The sequence below is a fragment of the Archangium minus genome, assembly GCF_044360475.1.
GTDB classification, from domain to species: Bacteria; Myxococcota; Myxococcia; order Myxococcales; family Myxococcaceae; genus Archangium; species Archangium minus.
This window is the reverse complement of record NZ_CP043494.1, coordinates 2,262,665-2,281,884: the sequence shown is the minus strand read 5'-3', so window position 1 is coordinate 2,281,884 and position 19,220 is coordinate 2,262,665. Positions and strand designations below refer to the sequence as shown.

At 68.8% G+C, this 19,220-nt stretch carries 13 protein-coding genes; 2 read left to right on the top strand and 11 right to left on the bottom strand.

Annotated elements, in window-relative coordinates:
- Positions 1-101: 101 nt before the first annotated feature.
- The 7 genes from F0U60_RS09305 to F0U60_RS09275 form a co-directional block, all read right to left on the bottom strand.
- Entirely contained in the window at positions 102-1,763 is a 1,662-nt protein-coding gene (locus F0U60_RS09305) for a chemotaxis protein CheA (protein WP_395816810.1), read from the bottom strand.
- Complete coding sequence (locus F0U60_RS09300; protein WP_395816807.1) at positions 1,747-2,406, bottom strand: GAF domain-containing protein; 660 nt, start codon at positions 2,404-2,406, stop codon at positions 1,747-1,749. The genes F0U60_RS09305 and F0U60_RS09300 overlap by 17 nt, the downstream gene beginning before the upstream one ends.
- A 25-nt stretch (positions 2,407-2,431) precedes the next feature.
- Positions 2,432-2,803, bottom strand: coding sequence for a response regulator (locus tag F0U60_RS09295; protein ID WP_395816805.1), 372 nt, complete (start codon positions 2,801-2,803; stop codon positions 2,432-2,434).
- 30 nt (positions 2,804-2,833) lie between these two features.
- Positions 2,834-3,973 carry a PilZ domain-containing protein gene (locus F0U60_RS09290; RefSeq protein WP_395816801.1) on the bottom strand — a complete coding sequence of 380 codons (1,140 nt, stop codon included), beginning with the start codon at positions 3,971-3,973 and terminating at the stop codon, positions 2,834-2,836.
- A gap of 210 nt (positions 3,974-4,183) precedes the next feature.
- Entirely contained in the window at positions 4,184-5,383 is a 1,200-nt protein-coding gene (locus F0U60_RS09285) for a phosphatase domain-containing protein (RefSeq protein WP_395816798.1), read from the bottom strand.
- Positions 5,384-5,392: 9 nt separating this feature from the next.
- Positions 5,393-5,857, bottom strand: coding sequence for a hypothetical protein (locus F0U60_RS09280; RefSeq protein WP_395816796.1), 465 nt, complete (start codon positions 5,855-5,857; stop codon positions 5,393-5,395).
- Positions 5,858-5,878: 21 nt separating this feature from the next.
- Positions 5,879-7,747, bottom strand: a complete 1,869-nt coding sequence (locus F0U60_RS09275; RefSeq protein ID WP_395816793.1) for a RiPP maturation radical SAM C-methyltransferase — start codon at positions 7,745-7,747, stop codon at positions 5,879-5,881.
- 235 nt (positions 7,748-7,982) lie between these two features.
- Here F0U60_RS09275 and F0U60_RS09270 point away from each other — a divergent pair, with 235 nt between their 5' ends.
- Entirely contained in the window at positions 7,983-11,894 is a 3,912-nt protein-coding gene (locus F0U60_RS09270) for a tetratricopeptide repeat protein (protein ID WP_395816790.1), read from the top strand.
- A 6-nt stretch (positions 11,895-11,900) separates the two neighbouring features.
- Here the strand turns inward: F0U60_RS09270 and F0U60_RS09265 are convergent, their stop codons facing one another.
- Complete coding sequence (locus F0U60_RS09265; protein ID WP_395816787.1) at positions 11,901-12,929, bottom strand: RluA family pseudouridine synthase; 1,029 nt, start codon at positions 12,927-12,929, stop codon at positions 11,901-11,903.
- A gap of 112 nt (positions 12,930-13,041) precedes the next feature.
- Between F0U60_RS09265 and F0U60_RS09260 the strand changes: the two genes are divergently transcribed.
- Entirely contained in the window at positions 13,042-13,659 is a 618-nt protein-coding gene (locus tag F0U60_RS09260; protein ID WP_395816784.1) for a TIGR02265 family protein, read from the top strand.
- A 9-nt stretch (positions 13,660-13,668) separates the two neighbouring features.
- Here F0U60_RS09260 and F0U60_RS09255 read toward each other — a convergent pair whose 3' ends face one another.
- The 3 genes from F0U60_RS09255 to wecB form a co-directional block, all read right to left on the bottom strand.
- On the bottom strand, positions 13,669-15,699 hold the full coding sequence (locus tag F0U60_RS09255; RefSeq protein WP_395816782.1) for an ATP-binding protein: 2,031 nt from the start codon (positions 15,697-15,699) through the stop codon (positions 13,669-13,671).
- 1 nt (position 15,700) lies between these two features.
- Positions 15,701-17,917, bottom strand: a complete 2,217-nt coding sequence (locus tag F0U60_RS09250; protein ID WP_395816779.1) for a PAS domain-containing protein — start codon at positions 17,915-17,917, stop codon at positions 15,701-15,703.
- Between the two features lie 103 nt (positions 17,918-18,020).
- Complete coding sequence (wecB, locus tag F0U60_RS09245) at positions 18,021-19,148, bottom strand: non-hydrolyzing UDP-N-acetylglucosamine 2-epimerase (protein ID WP_395816776.1); 1,128 nt, start codon at positions 19,146-19,148, stop codon at positions 18,021-18,023.
- Positions 19,149-19,220: the final 72 nt, after the last annotated feature.

Below are 19,220 nucleotides of genomic sequence, written 5' to 3'. Positions count from 1 at the left end.
TTCCCGGGCGCCCCCGGGGAAGATGCGAATCGAACGGGACCCCTCGCAGGGAGCGCTCGCTCGTTCTCCTCCTCTTCAGCCGAGGAGGAGAACGGAGGCTGTCATGAAGCCGCGGAGAGCCTCGGGCGGGTGGCCTCACGCAGGAGGGCGGCGTCATCGAGAATCAGTGCGATCCGCCCGTTGCCCAGGATGCTCGCGCCCGAGATACAGGGAAGCTCCTTGAAGAACGTCCCCAGCGGCTTGATGACCGTCTGGCTCTCACCGAGGAGGGTATCCACGACCAGGCCCACCTTCCCCTGCTGGTACTGGACGATGACCAGGCTCTCGCGCTGCGGCGCCGCCGTGCTGTGGGAGAAGAGGTGGCGCAACCGGAGAAAGGGAACGGGCTCGCCCCGCAGGTTCAGCACGCCATCGCGCTCCTCGGCCCGCTCCCGCGCGCTCTCGGGCAACTCGACACACTCGAGGACGGCATCGAGCGGCACGACGTACGTCTCCGAGCCGACGCCTACCAGGAACCCATCGATGATGGCGAATGTGAGCGGGAGCCGGAGGCTGATCGTGACACCGTGTCCCTCCCTGCTCTGGACGGTGACCTTTCCCCTCAGGGCCTCCACGTTGCGACGCACCACGTCCATCCCCACGCCCCGGCCTGACGTGGCGGTGATCTCCTGCGCGGTGGAGAAGCCCGGCTCGAAGATCAACGCGAAGAGCTCCTCTTCGGGGAGCGCCTCGGGCTCGCGAGAGAGACCCAGTGCGCGGGCCCGCTCGATGATCTTCGCCTTGTCCAGGCCCGCCCCGTCGTCGATGACCTCGATGAGGATGCTGCCGGAGTCATGGGAGGCGCGAAGCTTGAGCTGGGAGAGCTCCGGCTTGCCCCTCGCCCGGCGTACGGTCGGAGTTTCGATGCCGTGATCGATGGCATTGCGGATCATATGCAGCAGGGGATCGCGCACGTTGTCGACCACCGCCGTGTCCATCTCCACGTCCTCGCCTTCGAAGACGAGCTCGACCTGCTTGCCCTGGGATGCGGCCAGATCCCTCACGGTGCGCACGTACTGGCGGAACGTGGGGCCGAGCGGCACCATCCGCACCTTCATCACCAGCTCTTGCAGCTCGCGCAGCAAGCGCTCGCCCACGCGGTTCGCCTCGAGCAGCTCCTCGCGCGAGCGCCACTTCTCCCCCTCGAGCATGGCGGTCACGCCCCCCTGCGCGATGGACAGCTCCCCAATGAGGTCCACCATCCGGTCCAGCTTGTTGATGCCCACCCGGAGGTTCCTGGCCCGCTCCTCCTCGGCCAGGAGCTTGCGCCCGGGCTGCTCGGGGGGAGGGCTCGTGGAGGAATCCCTCGCGTCAACAGCCGCTCCACCGGCGGCGAACTCCTTCCGGGCCCGGCGGGACATGAGCTCCATCAAGCCGCGCTGGTGCGCCGTCAGCGTCACCTGCCCACCGGGCACCCGCGCCCGCAGCTCCCGCATGACATCCACGGCCGAGAGCAGGAGGGACACGATCTCATGCGATACGGCCAGCTCGCCCGAGCGCAGGCGATCGAGCAGATCCTCCACCACGTGGGCGAACTCCACGAAGGACGGAAGCGCCACGCACGTGGCATTGCCCTTGAGGGTATGGGCCGCGCGGAAGATGGTCTTCAGTCGCTCCGGCTCCGGCTGCTGCTCCAGGCCTACGAGCTGCTCTTCCATGAGGACGAGGAGCTCATCGCACTCGACGAGGAAGGCCTGCAGGAGCGCGTCATGATCGATTTCCATCGGGATCCATCTCGGAGGCGGCCAGAACCAGGCCGGCTTGATTCTCCAACAGCGCGAAGAGCTCCCGGTCTTCGTCCTTCAACCTGGGCTTCTGCGGCAGCATTCCGAAGATGGCGATGACGCCCCAGACGCGACTGCCGATGCGAAGCGGGATGCAGGCGGTCAGGTTCGACTCGTTCCCGGTAGCAGCGAGGCCCGAGCCATCGCTCGCCACGAAGCGCTCACCGGTGAGGGCCGTGTGGCCGATGACACCGCTGCCCAGGGGAAGGGACTGGAACCGCTCCGGCTCGATGCCCATCGAGTGCACCAGCGACAGCGTGGAGCGCTCCGCATCGAGCTCGAAGATGCCCAGCTCCTCCGAGCCGACGATGTTGTTGATGATCTCCCGGATGATGTCGAGCAGGGCCCGGCGATCGAAGGTCTCATGCAGACGGTGGCTGGCGACGCAGAGGTTCACCAGGCTCGTCATCTGCATCTCCGCTTCAGAGAGCTTCTCCTTGAGGCGGACCCGCTCCTGACGCAAGGTGTCCACCTGGGTGCGCAGGGATGCGTTCTCCGCCCGCAGCTCTCCCAGGGACTCTTCGGTACTGCGGCTCAGCTCGCGGGCAGGGGCCTCGGGCTTGTGGGGTGGATCCGAGCTCATGAGGAATGCAGGTAAGAGCGCTTGTCTACTCGCCAAGGTGATTGCGGAGCTTCTGCATCAGCTCGCTCTTGTCGAACGGCTTGGTGATGTATTCGGTGCAGCCGCTCGCGTAGCCCGCCTGCACGTTGTGCGGCTCTCCGCGGGTGGTGACCATGATGATGGGGGTGGCTTGCAGCTCCGGGCTCTCGCGGATCCGCTTGCAGGCCTGCAGGCCGTCCATCTGCGGCATGACGACGTCCATGAAGATGAGATCCGGCCGCTCGCGCAGCGCCAGGTCCACCGCCTCCACGCCGTTGCGGGCAATCAGCAGCTCGTAACTCCCACCACTCAGCATCATCCGGTGCATGAGGAGGACGGTGTTGGAGTCATCCACGAGGAGGATCTTCTTTCGTGTCATCGTCAGGGTTCTCCAGACTGCGCAAGCCGCTCATCCCGGCTTGCGCTCGGTGGGATCCACACCGCACAGCTCGCGGAGCAGCGAGAGCCCCTTGGGGCTCATCCCGAGGAATTGCACGCCCATGCCTATCGGATAGGAGAAGGCCTTGCGGTCGGCATACGTGTTGGCCCAGGCCACGACCCCCGAGCCCAGCAGCTCCGTGCGGTGGGTGGTCAGGTGAATCTTCAGCTCCACCGCGGACCCCGGCCGGGCCGGGACGAGCGTGCGCAGGAAGATGCCTCCGGGGCTGAGGTCATAGGAGTAGCAGGAGTTCCAGGTGCCAAAGATGTTGCCCGCCTCGCGGTACTCGACGGGACAGAAGAAGGGCACACGCGACTCGGGCCGAAGGGCATCGCTGGACTTGGAGAACCAGGCATTGGCCTTCTGGACGATGTGCTCCGGAAAGACCTGGGTGATGTCGAAGCCGGCCATCAGCCCGCCGCCGGGGCTGGAGACGAGCTCACCAGGTCCTCCAGCGCAGAGGAGAAACCCCCGCGCGCCCGGACGCAGCCCCGCCGGCTGGCGAAGCCGGAGCGCACGGGCAAGCTCCTCGCGGGACTCGGTGCAGAAGATGTGGAGATCAATGCCGGACTCGTCTCGCGGCACGTGCTCGTCCTCGATGGAGCTGTAGAGCACATGATAGCCGCTGTGCTCGAACAATTCCCCCGTACGCCAGGCGAAGCTCTGCCGCCCATGGACGATGGAGACGACTTTCGGGCCCAAGCGCCCCAGTGAAATGGGATTCACGGGAGGCCTGGGGGTGGAGACAACCGCGAGGCGTGGCTGAAGCTGGTGGGGCCGCAGTGGCTTGAGCAGGCAGTCATCCGCGCCCACCTGACTGAGGCTCTCGATGAACTCAGTGGGCGTCTCGAGGTTGGCCAGGAGGACCAGGGGAGCGCCCACCCTCCGTCGCATCTCCTGGAGCTGGGAGAGGGTGCCCTCATCGGCCGGCATGAAGGACGAGCAGTCCAGCATGAGCATGAGCGGACGTTCCCTCTTCGCCTCCGCCTCGGCCTCCGTGAGGTCATTGACGGCGACGCACTCACAGCGGGCAGCCTGGAGCGCCTGGATGGTCAGCATCCGTAAAGGGCTCGCGCCTTCGATGAGGATGACCCCGCCACTCACACTCATGGCTCGTACCGGCCCCTCTTCATTGCTCGTTGGGAGGAAGTTCCCCTCCACCACTTCCAGGACCGAGCCCCATCTCCCAAGGATCCGCGATACTTCCCACGCTGATGGCAGGCTTTTTCTTCGGTGTCAAACCAACTTCCTCCAGGTCCCGGCCTGGCAGTATGGCTTTGGCACACCCCTCGCGCGACCGCCCAACGGAGCGCTCGCCTGTCAGATGAGAGGGGCCAGCGCCTGCGCGCGCAGGAGGTCGCGCGCCAGCTCGTCCAGCCGTGCCTGACGCTGGGCCTCTGAGTCGAAGGGCACCCGACCTATGTCTTCCTGGGCTGCGCGAGCGACACGGGCCACCCCATCCTGAGCGATGACACCCACCTCGAAGGCCTCCACCGCCGCGCCCACATAGGTGTCGAAGAAGAAGATGCGCTGGTCGCGCCACTTCTGGCGGACGGACTCGGGCGTGTCCACCACGTCGTGGATGAACACGGCCCGCACCGATTCGGGATGCTCCTGAAGCATCCGCTCGCCAAAGGCCACATCCCCCTGGCCACTGTCGCCCGTGAAGACAAAGCCGTACTCGGGATAGAGCTGCACGTAGCGGCTGAAGTTCTCGAACTTCATGGCGGCGATGCGCGCGTTGCCAAGCAGGTGCGTGAACGCGCCGGAGAGCATCACGGCCGGACCCACCCCGTGCTCGCGCAGGGTCGCCAGCGTGCGATCCTCGATGAAGCCGAGCGGATCCCTCGGCCGCGCGCTGATGAAGGTCAGGTCTCCCTCTCGCCCGGGGATGATGCCCGGACCTCGGTCCAGCTCCCGGTAGAACTGGAGCACCCCCGGGTACACCGTCTTCGGCGGGTAGCGCGTGTCCTTCCAGTTGGCCAAGAAGGTGTCGTCGATGTCGCTCAGCACCTTGTTCTCGCCGCTCGGCGCGGACTCGGCCTCCTGGCGGATATGCGCGAGGATGTCCTGCCGGATGTGCTCGTCATCCACGTCATGGAAGAGGAGCTGCTGCAGGTCGTGGGAGTTGCCGCGGCCGTCGAGCAGGTTCTTGAAGTCCGTCAGCTCGCGGCTCCGCAGCCCGAGGAACAGGGCTCGCAGCATGCGCTCGGCGAGCTCGTGGGTGACCCCCTTCTGGAGCGCGAACACGAGCGCGGCGCGCACGGGCAGCCCCAGCTCGGAAGCTCGCTTCACACACAGCAGCTCCAGCAGCTCGGTGCGGTGGTTCGGGCCTACGACGCGGTCGTCCACGTCGGAGAACAACGCGCTCAGGTCCACGTTGAGCAGCAGGTGGTTGAGCTCAACGGCGGTCGCACCTTCGAGAAGATCGAGGATGCGCCGCTCGTCGTTCCGGTCGGTGTGACCGGTCATCAACGAGCGGAGCGTCTGGAGCTTCCGAGCACCAGCAGTTGGGTCCATGCGTCCAGCCTACCGCGAGCCCCCCTCCCCTCCACTAGAGGACCCACCGGGTCCACCCGGTCCGCCCGGGGCTCCCGGTCCGCTCGGAGCAGGTGCCGCGAAACCGCCGGGGCCTCCGGGTCCCATCAGACTCGCGGCCGGCACCCCTCCAGGCGCCCCCCCGGGCCCAATAGCGGTGGCGCTCGGCGCGGGCCCTCCTGGAGCCCCGGGCGCGATGAGTCCCGGCAGAGAGAGGGAGAGAGGAGCCGTCTGCTGCGGGCCACCCATGTAGATGTTGATGACCAGCGACTGGGGAGAAAGCGGTGCGCCCCCTCCCCCTGCCGCGGGCACGGAGCTCGTCACGCCCAAAGGTGCCGTCGTGAGCGTGTTCAGTGGGACCTCGGTCAGGTCTCCCGCTTCACCCAGGCGCTCCAGCTTCACGGCCGCCCCCGTCGCCGAGTCGACCGTCAGCAGGAATCTCGTCTGCTTCGACATCTCCCCTCCCTTTTGAGTGTGTCAGTGGGCCCTCGCGAGCCGCTCCATCCTCAAGCCGTCTGGAAGCATCGCCAGCGTCACCAGGAGCGAGCCCAGGCTGGCGATGATGCCTCGATCAAGCAGCCGGGCCAGTTCCCGCTCCAGCACCTCGGGTGCCGTGGCGCCGGAGGCCTCGGCCGCCGTCCGCAGCGCCTGCTCGCGCGAGGTGGGCGCGTCACACGCCAGCAACAGCGCCACCGTGGCCTCGGCGAGGCGCTCGCTGGCGGGCGTGACGTTGAAGCGGCTGTCGATGAGGACGAAGCCTCCCTGCCAGTGCGGCTTCACGGCCAGCTCGCCGTTGGCACGCCGGCGGTGGCGCTCCTGCCACTGGGAGATGAAGGACTGGAGCGCCGCGCCCCGCTCGAGGACCTCGTCCCAGCGCGGGTGCTCGTAGTCGAAGTAGTAGGCCAGCTCGTGCAGCGTCTCCTCCGGGAAGGGGAAGACGTGCCGATAGGCCGGCATGGGCCGGATGCGGGTGAACCCCTGCTCGCGCCAGCTCGTGTGGTTGGGGCTGAAGCGGTCCATGCGGATGGGCGAGCAGATGTCTGGAGGCCGCAGGTGCGCCAGCTTCTGGAGCAGCGCGAGCGTCCGCGCGTAGTCCTCCGGGTCCTCGCGGGGAAACCCGTAGATGACGTTCCAGAGCGAGTCCACGCCCAGCTCCTGGCACCAGCGCAGCAGCGCCACGTTCTGCGCACCCGACACGCCCTTGCGCATCACCTTGAGCGTCCCGTCCGCGAGCGTCTCCACGCCAGCCTGCACGCAGGTGATGCCCGCCTCGCGAAGCAGGCGCACCTGGCGGCGCTTGAGGTTGGATTTGATCTCGAAGAACTTCTCCGTCCGCTCGGGCTGGGCCGCCCAGTGGGGGAGCAGGTCCTTGAAGTAGTCCATCGCCAGGATGTTGTCGGCGTACTGCACGGGCGCGGCGCCATGACGCCGGCCCACCTCCTCCAGCTCGTTCACCACCCGCCGCCAGCTCTTGCGCCGGAAGGTCATCGCCTCGCCGTTGAGGCCGCAGAAGGTGCAGTGCGAGTGCTCGCCCCACCAGCAGCCCCGTGAAGCCTCCAGGGGCAGCCACATCCCGGCCGCCAGCTCGGGCGCGCTCGTGCGCACCAGGCGGAAGAAGTCCTCGTAGTCCGGCGTGGGCAGCGCATCGAGGGAGGCATAGCCCTGCTCCTTGCGCCGGGGGGATTCGCGCACCGCACCGCCCTCCCGGTAGAGGAAGCCTGGGGGCACCTCGTCACGGCCCTCGCGCAGGTTCTCGCAGAGCTGGGGGAAGGAGACGTCCGCCTCGCCCGTGGCCACGTAGTCGAGGAACTCGAAGCGCTCCATGTACTGCCGGCCCATCCCCGCCTCGAAGTTGGCGCCGCCGGCCACCAGCTTCACCCGGGGGTAGCGCTCGCGAATCATCCGCGCCAGGCACAGCGAGGGCATCGTCTGCTCGAAGGTGCTGGTGAAGCCCACCAGCTCATACTGGCCCCAGTCGCAGGACTCGAAGGCGACGCGCAGGAACGCGGGTGCCAGCTCCTCCAAGGCCCACACGGGCGCGCGCGAGGCGGACGGCAGGCCCCACACCGGATGGTCCAGCACCTCGCGCGCGTAGGCCTCCCGCGCCCCCTCGCGGCGCCCGTGGAAGGCCTGCGCGAAGGCCCACTCCCCCGCCAGCGCCGTCATGGGCGCCTCCTGACAGAAGAAGCGGTAGGCCTCCGCGCCCAACATCTTCCAGAGCGTGACGTTGAAGTACTTCGTGTCGCACTCGAAGCCTCGCGCCTTCACCGAGGCCTGCAGCAGCCCCGCGGCAAGGCTCGGACGATGAACCGCCGCCAGCGGCATCACGACCAGGGCGACCCTCATGGGCCGCGCAGCATAGGGGAGCCCCCCAGGACCGCCAATGCGGGGCCCTACATAGAGCCGAGACGGGGCCCGACCGCGCCCAGCTCGTTCATCTATTGTGGAATTCTACTTACACCGTTCTTGGAATCCCCGGGAGATGTCGCCTCGGGGGACGAAGGTGATCCGGCGGCATCCTCTGGATGGCGTGTGTGGCACAATCCGCGCCGCCCCCCACCTGGTGTCCGGAACGACTCCGATGACCCAATCTGGCAGCGAGCGGCTCTTCGTCGGCCGCTACAAGCTCCTGCGGTCCATAGCCCTGGTGGGGCGAGACGAGACGTTCGAGGCGTTGGATGTGCAGCGTGAGCAGCGCGTCACGTTGAAGATCGTCCGGTCGGGCGCCATGGACGCCCAGGTGCTGGAGCGCGTCGAGCGCGAGCTGCACCGAGCCCGGGAGGTGGTGAATCCCCACGTGCAACGGATCCTCGACGTGGGTCGCCACGCCGAGGACACCTCCGGGGTAGAGCTGCCCTTCCTGACCACGGAGCTGCTCGAGGGCGAGAGCCTGGAGCAGCGACTGAGCCAGCAGGGCCCGCTGACGCCCCAGGAGGCCCTCCCGCTGGCGCGGCAGATGTGCGAGGGGCTGGCCGCGCTGCACGACGCGGGGCTCGTCCATGGAGATCTCCGGAGCGCCCGGGTGATGCTCGTCCCGGCTCGCGAGGGAACGCGCGCCGTGCTCGCCGCGCCCCTGTGCGTGGGCCATGCCGGGACCCCACCGGCCACGGCCTCATACCTGGCGCCCGAACAGCGCAAGGGCGCCGCCCCTTCCACGGCGACGGATCTCTACGCGCTGGGGCTCGTCCTGCTGGAGTTGCTCGCCGGCGCGCTGTCCTCGCCGGACTCCGAGGCCGGGGCCCTGTTCACGCACCTGCGCCGTGGCGCGCTGGCTCCAGCGGTCCCGCTGGGCTTGCCCCACCGCTGGGAAGTGGTCATCCGCCGCTGCCTGGACCCGAACCCACGCAAGCGCTTCACCAGTGCCCGGGAGGTGGTGCGCACGCTGGTGCAGCCCAGCCGGGTCCCCCGCCCGCTCGACGAGCCGAGCGTCGCCCTGCGCACCGTGCTGCTGGTGGACCTCGTTGATAGCACCCGGCTCGTCGAGACCCTGGGGGACGCCCGCGCCGCCGAGCTCTTCTCCCGGCATGATCAGCTCGCCCGCGAGCTGTTGCACCTCCACTCCGGACAGGAGATCGACAAGACCGATGGCTTCCTGCTCCTCTTTGAACGGCCGGTAGACGCCGCCCGCTACACGCTCGCCTACCACGAGCGGCTCGCCCTGCTGTCGCGGGAGCTGGGGGTACGGCTCGAGGCGCGAGCAGGCATCCACCTGGGCGAGGTGGTGCTGCGCGAGAACCCCCCCCACCTGGTGGCCCAGGGCGCCAAGCCCGTGGACGTGGAGGGGCTCACCAAGCTGATCGCCGCACGCATCATGCCGCTCGCCCAGGGCGGACAGACGCTGATGACGCGCGCGGCCTTCGACATCGCCCGCCGCGCCTTCGTGGGAAGCGAGCGGGAAGGAGTCGAGCTGGCCTGGCGCTGCCATGGCTTCTACCTGCTGTCCGGGGTGGAGGAGCCGGTGGAGGTGTGCGAGGTAGGTGTGCCGGGCAAGGCGCCGCTGGTGGCCCCCTCGGACACGGCCAAGGCCCGGCGCGTCACCCATTCGAATCCGTCGCTGCCCCCCCTCCCCACGACGACGCCCAAGCCCGCGCGGAGCCGACGGTTGCGAGCTGTATTGCTGGCGCTGTGCGGGCTCGTGCTCGCGGCGGTGGCGGGCTACTCGCTCCGGGGGGAGAGCCCCTCCCCTCCTTCTGAAGAGGCACGGCAGGTGAAGCCGCGCCGCTCGGTGGCGGTGCTCGGATTCAAGAACCTCTCCGGGAGGCAGGAGGCGGCCTGGCTCACCACGGCCTTCTCCGAGATGCTCACCGCCGAGCTCGCCGCGGGAGAGGACCTGCGCATGGTGGCGGGCGAGACCGTCGTCCGGATGAAGCGCGAGCTGTCCCTGGCCGACAGCGAGAGCCTGGCGCCCGACACGCTCTCGCGCATCCGCACGCACCTGGACGTGGACTTCGTGGTGCTCGGCTCCTACCTGGCGCTGCCGGAGGAGACAGGGGGCCAGCTCAGCCTCCTGCTCCGGCTGCAGGACGTCACCACGGGTGAGGAGATGGCCATCCTCAAGGAGACCGGGACGCAGGCCGGCATCCTCGGGCTCGTCTCGCGCATGGGCGAGCGGCTTCGAGGCAAGCTCGTCACGCAAGGCACGGCGGGAACCGGCGGCGCCGGGGCTCCGACCAACCTACTGCCCGCCAACGCGACCGCGCTCCGGCTCTACGCCGAGGGCCTCGCCCGGCTACGCGCCTATGAGCCGCTCGCCGCCCGGGACTTCTTCACCCAAGCCATCGACGCGGATCCCCGCTTCGCCCTGGCCCACTCCGCGCTGGCGGAGACGTGGGCGGGGCTTGGCTACGACACGCGCGCTCTCGAGCAGGCGCGCAGGGCGCTCACGCTCGCGGAGGGTCTGTCCCGCGAGGAGCGGCTGCTGGTGGAGGGCCGCGTCCACGAGATGGAGAAGAACTGGGCAAAGGCGGTAAACGGCTACCGCACCCTCTCCAGCCTCTTCCCCGACAACCTCGACTACGGCCTGCGGCTCGCGACCGCCCAGTCCGCGGCGGGCCAGGGACGGGACGCACTCGCCACACTCGCCGCGCTCCGCCGCATGCCGCCGCCGGCCGCGGAGGACGAGCGCATTGACCTGGCCGAGGCCCAGGTACGGCACAGCCTCTCGGACTACCAGAGCGTGCTGCCCCTGGCCACCCGCGCCGAGCAGAAGGGCACTGCGCGCGGCTCCCGCCTGGTGGTGGGAAGGGCCCGACTGGCCCGGTGCAATGCGCTCCTGCGCCTGGGCCAGCATCAAGAGGCGAGCGCCGCCTGCGAGGAGGCCCGCCGCATCTTCGTCGAGGTCGGGGACCCGGGCTCCGAAGCCGAGGTGCTCAACCGGCTGGCCAACGTCGCCTACGAGGAGGGCAACTACGAGGAAGCCAAGCGCGTCTTCCACGAGGCGCTGCGCATCTGGAAGGACCTCAACCACCGGGGCGGCGTGGCCGTAGCGATGCAGAACATCGCAGACACCCTGCTCATGCAGGGCGAGCTGGCGGAGGCAGAGCCCCTCTTCAAGGAGGCGCTGGAGCTCGAGATGGAAATCAACGACCGGCGCAACGAGGGGCTGACGAGGACCAACCTCGCCCAGCTCCAGCTGATGCGCGGAGAGCCGGCGCGGGCACGGCCTCAAGGAGAGGAGGGAGTGCGCCTGAGCCAGGAGACGGGCTACCGCTACGCCCTCCTCGTGGGGCTGTGGACGCTGGGCAGCATCTCGCTGGCGGAGGGCAACCCCGTCCGAGCGCGGCAACACTATGCGGAGGGGCTCGCCCTGGCGGAGCAGATGAAGGACCACCGCTTTACCGCCTATCACCTGCTCGGCTCCGGCACGGTGGCGCTGATGGAGGGAGACCTGACGCGCGCGCGCAGCCAGTACGAGGAGGCGCTGGAGCTGCGCCAGAAGCTGGAGGGCCGCAACGAGGTGGCCGAGACGCAGATCGCCCTCGGGCTGCTCGCGGTGGAGGAGGGCCAGCCGGAAGCGGGACTCGAGCCGCTGCTCGCGGCGGTGGAGACGCTGCACGGGCTGGGGCTCCCGGACGGAGAGGCCCAGGCCCACACCGCCCTGGCGCAGGTGTACCTGGCGCGGCGTCAGCTCACGGAGGCCCGTGCGGCGAGTGCCCGGGCGGAAGCGATGGCGGCCCGGAGTCAGAACGCCCAGACGCGGCTCGGCTCTGCGCTGGTGGCGGCCCGAGTGCTCACCTCGGAGGGCAAACCCCGTGAAGCAGCGAAGAGACTCGAGCGGGTGCTCGCCGAGACGCGTGAAAAGGGGCTCGTCCTCCTGGAGTACGACACCCGGCTGGCGCTCGCGGAGGCAGAGCTGGCCCTGGGCCGGCTTCCCCAGGCCTGGCAGCGGATGCAGGTGCTGGGAGAGGAAGCGCGGCGCCGGGGGCTGGCGGGCTTCGTCCGGAAGGCCGAATCCCTCAGTGGGGCGGCTCCTCGCGTGGAAGCCCGACCGTGAAAGCCCTCACGCGGCGTCCTCACCGGGTGGGGTCGCCGTGGAGATGGGCAGCCCGGAGATGAAGTCCTGGAGATCCGCGGGCAGGGGTGAGTCGAAGGTGACGCGCTCCCCGGAGCCCGGGTGGGGAAAGGCGATGCGCGTGGCGTGGAGGGCGTGTCGGGGCAGGCGCAGGCGGACCCAGGCCTCGGGCTCCAGGCAGTGCTTGCTGAAGCGGTCGAAGTAGCCGGGGTCCGGGCCATACATCTTGTCGCCCACCAGGGGGAAACCCACCTCGCGCAGGTGGATGCGTATCTGATGCTGCCGTCCCGTCTCCGGGTAGCAGCGCAGGAGGGCGAAGGGCGCGCCGTCGCGGGTGAAGCGCTGGAGCACCTGGAAGCGGGTGCGGCTCTCCTTGCCCGCCACGGGATCGATACGCACGGCGATCCGGATGAGCTCGGTGCCCTCGGCGATGGGCGCATCCACGAAGAAGGTGTCCTCGGGGGGGTGGCCCTCGCAGACGGCGAGGTACTCCTTGTCCACGTCGCGGGAGACGAAGAGGCGTCCAAGGACGCGGCAGGCCTCGGTGGTGCGCCCACAGACGACGAGGCCGCTCGTCTCGCGGTCCAAGCGGTGGGCAGGCTCAGCGAAGGCCTCGCCAAAGCGCTCGCGCAGCAGGGAGACGAGCGTGCCCTTGTGATAGCGAGCGGTGGGATGGATGGGGAGCCCCGCGGGCTTGTCGAGCACCAGCAGCCAGTCATCCTGGAAGAGGACAGGCAGCTCGGTGGGCGTGTCCGGCTCCGCGCTGGCGGGACGGCGGATGCGGAAGGACAGGCCCGGGTAGACGGGCGTGGAGGGCTTGAGGCGGCGCTCCTCACACAACACGCCTCGTTGGATGATGCCGTGGAGGCGCTCGCGTGTCAGGCGGCGGAGCTTCTCGGAGAGGTAGCGGTCGAGCCGCCAGCCGGCGTAGTTCGGCTCGACGACGAACGGGATGTCGACATAGCCCTCGGGTGCTTCGTCGGAGGGGGTGGGAGTGTCCTGTCGATGCTCTCTCATGCGGCCGTTTCCGCTTAACACAGCCGGCGGCTGTTGGAATTCGTACACGAGCCCCTTGCCGCCCGAGGGGTCTGCATGGAATCCATCCTCCGTGACCGATGACGAGAAGCACATGAAGGGCCCGACCGCCGATCCGGGCGCACCGCCACTCGGCTCCGACGAGGAGCTGAGCCAGCGGCTGTCCCTGGTCGCGGAGACGGATGCGGTGCGCGGGGTGCTCTTCAACGCCGTGCTGGAGGTGGCGAGGAACCAGGGGGGCGATGCCGCGGCGCAGCGGTGTCTGGAAGCGGGTGGGGAGAAGAAGTTCCTGGACTTCTTCAGCTATCCCTCCAGCAAGTACCTCGAGGTGCTCTACACGGCGGCCCGGTTGCGCAGCAGTGGCCAGGAGGATTTCGAGAAGGCGCTGCGGCACCTGGGACAACAGGCGGCGGAGAACTTCCTGCTGTCCGCGGCGGGGAGGACGCTGCTGGTGCTGGTCCAGAAGGATCCGCACCGGTTGATCAACACCCTGCCCTGGGCCATCCAAGTGGGGATCAGCGGCGTGCAGGTCTCCGTGAGGAGGACGGGGCCCTGGAGTGGCATCCTCACCGTCCATCGAGACTTCAGCCCTCGCCCCTTCGTGGAGGGGGGAATCCTGGCGACGTTCGTGGCCGCCAGCGTGAAGGGCGTGAAGATCCGCTCGTGGCCCACGGGACCGAGCACCAACGAGTACGAAATCTCCTGGCAGTAGACGCCCGGCTCACTGCGGGGCGGAGGGCAACGAGACCTCGAACGAGGCCCCCTGACCGGGAGTGCTCCGCACGGAGATGCGCCCGCCCATCGCCTCGACAATCCGCCGGGCGGTGTACAGCCCCAGACCCAATCCCCCGTAGTGACGCTCGGACACGGCGCGCTCGAACTTCCCGAAGATGCGCGAGAGGTGCTCGGGCTGGATGCCGATGCCTTCGTCACGCACCGTCAACGTCGCGCTCCCGTCCTGGGACTCGACATGGAGGTGGACGGGCTTGCCCGCGCCATACTTCAGGGCATTGGACAGGAGGTGGCCCACCACCTGCTCCAACCGCATCCGATCCCACCGCCCCGAGACAGCATGGGGCGCGTGGACGAGGACCGGACAGGCCACCTTGGCGGCTTGCGCCTCGAACCGGCGGATGACGTCGCGGACAAGCGCCACCAGGTCCACGTCCTCCAGCTCGAGCGGGAGCGTCCCGACGCTGATGCGCGAGACGTCCAGGAACTCATGGATGAGGGTCCCCAACCGGCGCACCTGGGCCTCGGCCGACTCCAGGCCGCTGCTCACCCGCTCGGCGGAAAGGGACGCCTGGGGTGCCCGCTGCGCCTCCCGCCGCAGGGACTGGAGCCGCACCAGCAGGGACGTGAGGGGCGTCTTCAGCTCGTGGGAGGCCACCGAGAGGAACTCGTCACGCAGCCGGATGGCCTCCTGCGCGTGTTGATAGAGCAGCGAGTTGTCGAAAGCCAGGGAGGCGCGCCGCGCGAGCTCCTCGGCGAGGCGCAGATCCTCCTCGTCGTAGCGGCGACCCGACTCCGTATAGGAGAACGAGATGGCCCCGATAGTCCTGCCCCGCGCGGCGAGTGGAACCACGAGATAGCTCTCAACGCCCAACGACTGGAAGGCCCGCAACCGCTCGGCATCCCCCTGCGCTTCCCGCACGCGGAGGGACTCCGGAATCTCGGGCATGAGCTCGGCCCTGCCGGTGCGAATCGCCTGTAGCACCCCCTGAGCCGTCTCGGGTCGACGCGGGTAACGGTCGCGCAGCTCGCGCGCCAGCGCCTCCCTGGCGGGGTCCACATGCACCAGCGCAGCCAGGTGAAGGGAGCCATCATCCGCCAGGGTCTCCACCGCGCACAGGTCGGCGAGCATGGGGACGGCCAGCCGGGCCAGGCTGGAGAGCGTCTCCGTCATGTCCAGGGAGTTCACCAGCAGGGTGCTCGCTTCCGCGAGGAACCGCAGGTGCCGCTCGTGCCGTTTGCGGACGGAGATATCCCGCACCACCTTGACGAAGCCGGTCAGCACGCCTCGCTCGTCGCGGATGGGCCGCAGCACCACCTCGGCATGGAAGCGGAGACCGTCCTTGCGCAGACGCACCCCCTCGCCCTCGAAGAACCCCTCGGTCGCGGCCTGCCGCAGCTCCCACGCGGGCACGTCCCGCTGGCGATCCTCGGGAGTGAAGAGGATGGAGAACGGCTGGCCGATGAACTCCTCGGCCGTGTAACCCTTCACGCGCTCGACGCCCGGATTCCAGGTGGTCATGAACCCGTCGGGGCTCAACCCGAAGATGGCGTAGTCCTTGATGCTGTCGAGCAGCAGTCCCTGCTGGTGCTCCACCTCATGGAGGGCAGCGGACACCCGACGGCTCTCGCGCCGAATCTCCGCCTCGCGCAGCTCGCGCTCCACCGCCATGGGGAGCCGCGCGAGGTTGTCCTTGCGGAAGAAATCCTGGGCGCCCGCCTTCATGGCCTGCACGGCCACGTCCTCGCCCACGCTGCCGGAGACGATGATGAAGGGCACGTCCAGTCCCTCGGCCTTCAGGAGCGCCAGGGCCTCGCGGCCCGAGAAGTGGGGCATCGAGAAATCGGAGAGGACGATGTCCCAGGGCTCCTGCCGGAGGGCCTCCCGCATCGCCTCCGGCGTGGCCACGCGCAGGAAGGAGGGCGCGAAGCCTCCCTGGCGCAGCACGAGCCTGATGAGCTCGGCATCATCCGAGGAGTCCTCCACCGACAGCACGCGCAATGGACGCGCGGATGCCATGTCAGCCTCGCAGGGTGAAGAAGAAGGAAGCCCCCTGCCCTGGCGCGCTCTCGGCTCGGATGTGCCCGCCGTGACGGCGGACCACGCGCAGCACGGTGGCCAGACCGATGCCCGTCCCAGGGAACTCCGCCTCGGAATGCAGTCGCTGGAAGGGAGCGAACAGCTTGCCCGCGTACGCCATATCGAAGCCCGCTCCGTTGTCCCGAACACAGTAGATGGGAGGGTCCTCCTGACGGGTCGCGCTCAGCTCAATCCACGGCCGCTCCACCCGGCCGGTGAACTTCCAGGCATTGCCCAGGAGGTTCTCCAGCAGGATGCGCACCAGCCGGGGATCCGCATCGTCCCGGAGACTGGGCTGTATCCGCACCTCCACGGAGCGCTGGGGCTCGCGCGCGGCCAGCTCCGCCACCACCTCGTGCGCCAGCGCCGTGATGTCCACGGGCGCACGCCGCAGCTCCGCGCGTGACAGGCGTGAGAGCTTGAGCAGATCATCGATGAGCTGCGCCATGCGCTCGCTCGCCCGCCGCACGCGCCGCAGATAGTTCCGGGCGGCCGGCGACAAGGTGCTCTCATCATCATCCTCCACCGCCTGGGTGAAGCCGTCGATACCTCGCAGCGGTGTACGCAGATCGTGCGAGACGGAGTAGGCGAACGCCTCCAATTCCTGGTTGGCCTCGTCGAGCTGCCGGGTGCGCTCGCGCACGCGCTGCTCCAACTGTTCCTGGAGCGCCTTGAGCTCGGTGATGTTCTGGCTCATCAACATCCCGGCCATGACCTCCCCCGCCTCGTTTCGCACGGGAAGGTAGTGCGCCCGGTACGTCCGCCCGGCGAAGGGCAGCTCGATGACCTGGCTGTGCCCCGTGAACGCCGCACGCATGGGCCCCTCGATGGCAGCGCACGTCTCGGGCTCCAAGACCTCCCAAATGGTGTGGCCCTCCATCTTCGTACGCGAAAGCCCCATCCCCTGGAGGTCCGTGCCCTCGACCACGATGTAGCGCAGGTCGTGGTCATAGAGTGCCACCAGGCCATCGGGACAGTTGGACGCGAGCAGGTGGTAGCGCCGCTCGCTCTCGCGCAGGGCCTGCTCCGCCGACACGCTCCGGCTGATGTCCGTATTCGCGCCCACCCACTCGCGGAGGCTGCCGTCGGGATTGAGCACCGGGGCGCCCCGCGCCAGCGTGGGGGTGTAAGAACCGTCGGGCCGGCGCAACCGGTACTGCACCTCGAAGACGGTGTGGTACGCGAGCGAGTCCCGCCACGCACGCACCGCCCGTTCCCGGTCCTCCGGGTGCACGGCGTCGAGCCACCTGCCTCCCAGAAACTCCTCGCGCGGCTGCCCGGTGAAGGCGCACCAGGTGGGACTGTCCTCTACGGGCCGCCCCTCGGCGTTCGTCGTCCAGACCACCTGGGACGTGGCGAGCACCAGGGAGCGGAACCGCTCCTCGCTCTGGCGCAACCGCTCCTCGGCACCCCGGCGCTCGGAGATGTCGCGAAAGAAGACGGACAACCCGTCCCGCGAGGGGAACGCTCGGACCTCGAACCACGCATGGAGCGGCGGGTAGAACTCAACGAACTGCACCGGCCGTCCCGTGTCCAGGACCCGCTGGTATTCACGTTGGAACGTGGAGCCGATGGCCTCCGCGAACTCCACCCAAATACACTTTCCTACCAACTCCTGCCGCTTGCGGCCGAGAAGCCGCTCCGCCTCCCCGTTGAGGACGGTGAAGTGGTAGCGACGGTCGAGCGAGAAGAAGGCATCGCTGATGCTCTCCAGGATCGCCACGGCCCACGCGTTGGCGTCTCGCAGCTCCCGGTCCGCCCGCTCCCTCTCTGCAAGCCGCGCCCTCGTCTGCTCCAGTGTCCGGCGCAGAGACGCTCCCACCCAGCACAGCACGGAGGCAACGCCCCAGAAGACGGCGAGCCTCAAGAGGTCGCGACTGTCGCTGACGCGGAAGGAGCGGACGGGAGGGAAGAAGAAGTAGCAGAAGCCGAGTCCCGACAGCAGCGTGACCAGCAGGCCCGAGGCCAGCCCACCGTACAGGGAGCACAGGGCGACGACCGCCAGTGCGAGCAAGAAGTAGGTTCCGCCGAGGAAGGGCACGAGGAGCCCGGTCAGCAGCAGGCCCACCACCGTGGCCCCCACCGCGAGCGTGAACCGGAACAGGCCCGGCGAGGGACGCGGAACACCGGACCTCGATACCCGCTGCGTGTTCCCCATCTTCTTGGGACTCCCGGCCCCTTGGGAAGATGAGAGCGGGGGCCGGGGTGATCAACAAGCGAACAGGCACGAGCATGGCCTTCCGCCCGCTGAATGGATGTGACTACACGGCCGCGAGCCTGGGCGTATTGCCCACCCCGAGGAACTGCTCGTACTCCTGGGCAATGCGCTCGCCGGAGCGCCCGTCCCACCGGTCCGGGATGCGGCCCTTCTTACCGTGGCCGTCGAGGATGCGATCCGCGGTCTGCTGGATGCGAACCGGGTCGGTGCCCACGACAACGTTGGTGCCGATGTCCACGGTGATGGGGCGCTCGGTGTTCTCGCGCACGGTGAGGCAGGGAATCCCGAGCACGGTGGTCTCCTCCTGGAGGCCGCCGGAGTCGGTGAAGGCGAGCCGGGCCTGGGACGTGAGCGCGAGGAACTCCAGGTAGCCCATGGGGTCCACCAGACGCAGGCCCGGGGTGCGCTCCAACGTGGCCGCGAGCCCCAGCTCCGAGATGCGCTTGCGGGTGCGCGGATGCACGGGGAACACCACGGGCAGCCGGCTGGCCACGTGGCTGAGCGCGGACAGCAACCCGGAGAACACCTTGGCGTCATCCACGTTGGAGGCGCGGTGCAGGGTGCATACGGCGTAGCCGCGCGGCTCGAGCCCCAGCTCCGAGAGCGTCGGCAACCGCAGGGCCTTCTCCCGGGCCGCCAGGAGCGAGTCGATCATCACGTTGCCCACCAACCGGATGCGCGCGGGCTCCAGGCCCTCGCGGATGAGGTTGGCGTCCGCGTCGGCCGAGGGCGTGAGCAGCAGGTCCGAGATGCGGTCGGTGAGGACGCGGTTGATCTCCTCGGGCATGGTGCGGTCGAAGCTGCGCAGCCCCGCTTCCACGTGGGAGATGGGGATGCCCATCTTCGCCGCCACGAGCGCGGCGGCGAGGGTGCTGTTGACATCGCCCACGACGGAGACGAGGTCCGGCTTCTCGCTGGTGAACACCTTCTCCAGCTCGATCATCACCTTCGCCGTCTGTTCCGCGTGGCTGCCAGAGCCGATGCCGAGGTGGATGTCCGGAGCGGGCATGCCCAGGTCAGTGAAGAAGACGTCACTCATCTTCACGTCGTAGTGCTGACCCGTGTGGACCAACGTCTGCGTCAGGGAGCCGCGCTCGGAGATGGCCCGATGGATGGGAGCCACCTTCATGAAGTTGGGACGAGCGCCAACGATATGGAGAACCTTCTTCATGGTGGCGGGAAGCTAGGCACGGCCCCCCGGGTGACCAGTGCCCCCGCCCCCAGGTCCCCCCCGGGGTCCCTT

Coding starts and splice junctions, on each gene's coding strand:
- F0U60_RS09285 (WP_395816798.1), bottom strand. CDS start 5,383: ATGGACCCAACTGCTGGTGCTCGGAAGCTCCAGACGCTCCGCTCGTTG.
- F0U60_RS09260 (WP_395816784.1), top strand. CDS start 13,042: ATGAAGGGCCCGACCGCCGATCCGGGCGCACCGCCACTCGGCTCCGAC.
- F0U60_RS09300 (WP_395816807.1), bottom strand. CDS start 2,406: ATGAGCTCGGATCCACCCCACAAGCCCGAGGCCCCTGCCCGCGAGCTG.
- F0U60_RS09275 (WP_395816793.1), bottom strand. CDS start 7,747: ATGAGGGTCGCCCTGGTCGTGATGCCGCTGGCGGCGGTTCATCGTCCG.
- F0U60_RS09265 (WP_395816787.1), bottom strand. CDS start 12,929: ATGAGAGAGCATCGACAGGACACTCCCACCCCCTCCGACGAAGCACCC.
- F0U60_RS09270 (WP_395816790.1), top strand. CDS start 7,983: ATGACCCAATCTGGCAGCGAGCGGCTCTTCGTCGGCCGCTACAAGCTC.
- F0U60_RS09290 (WP_395816801.1), bottom strand. CDS start 3,973: ATGAGTGTGAGTGGCGGGGTCATCCTCATCGAAGGCGCGAGCCCTTTA.
- F0U60_RS09255 (WP_395816782.1), bottom strand. CDS start 15,699: ATGGCATCCGCGCGTCCATTGCGCGTGCTGTCGGTGGAGGACTCCTCG.
- F0U60_RS09295 (WP_395816805.1), bottom strand. CDS start 2,803: ATGACACGAAAGAAGATCCTCCTCGTGGATGACTCCAACACCGTCCTC.
- F0U60_RS09250 (WP_395816779.1), bottom strand. CDS start 17,917: ATGGGGAACACGCAGCGGGTATCGAGGTCCGGTGTTCCGCGTCCCTCG.
- F0U60_RS09280 (WP_395816796.1), bottom strand. CDS start 5,857: ATGTCGAAGCAGACGAGATTCCTGCTGACGGTCGACTCGGCGACGGGG.
- F0U60_RS09305 (WP_395816810.1), bottom strand. CDS start 1,763: ATGGAAATCGATCATGACGCGCTCCTGCAGGCCTTCCTCGTCGAGTGC.
- wecB (WP_395816776.1), bottom strand. CDS start 19,148: ATGAAGAAGGTTCTCCATATCGTTGGCGCTCGTCCCAACTTCATGAAG.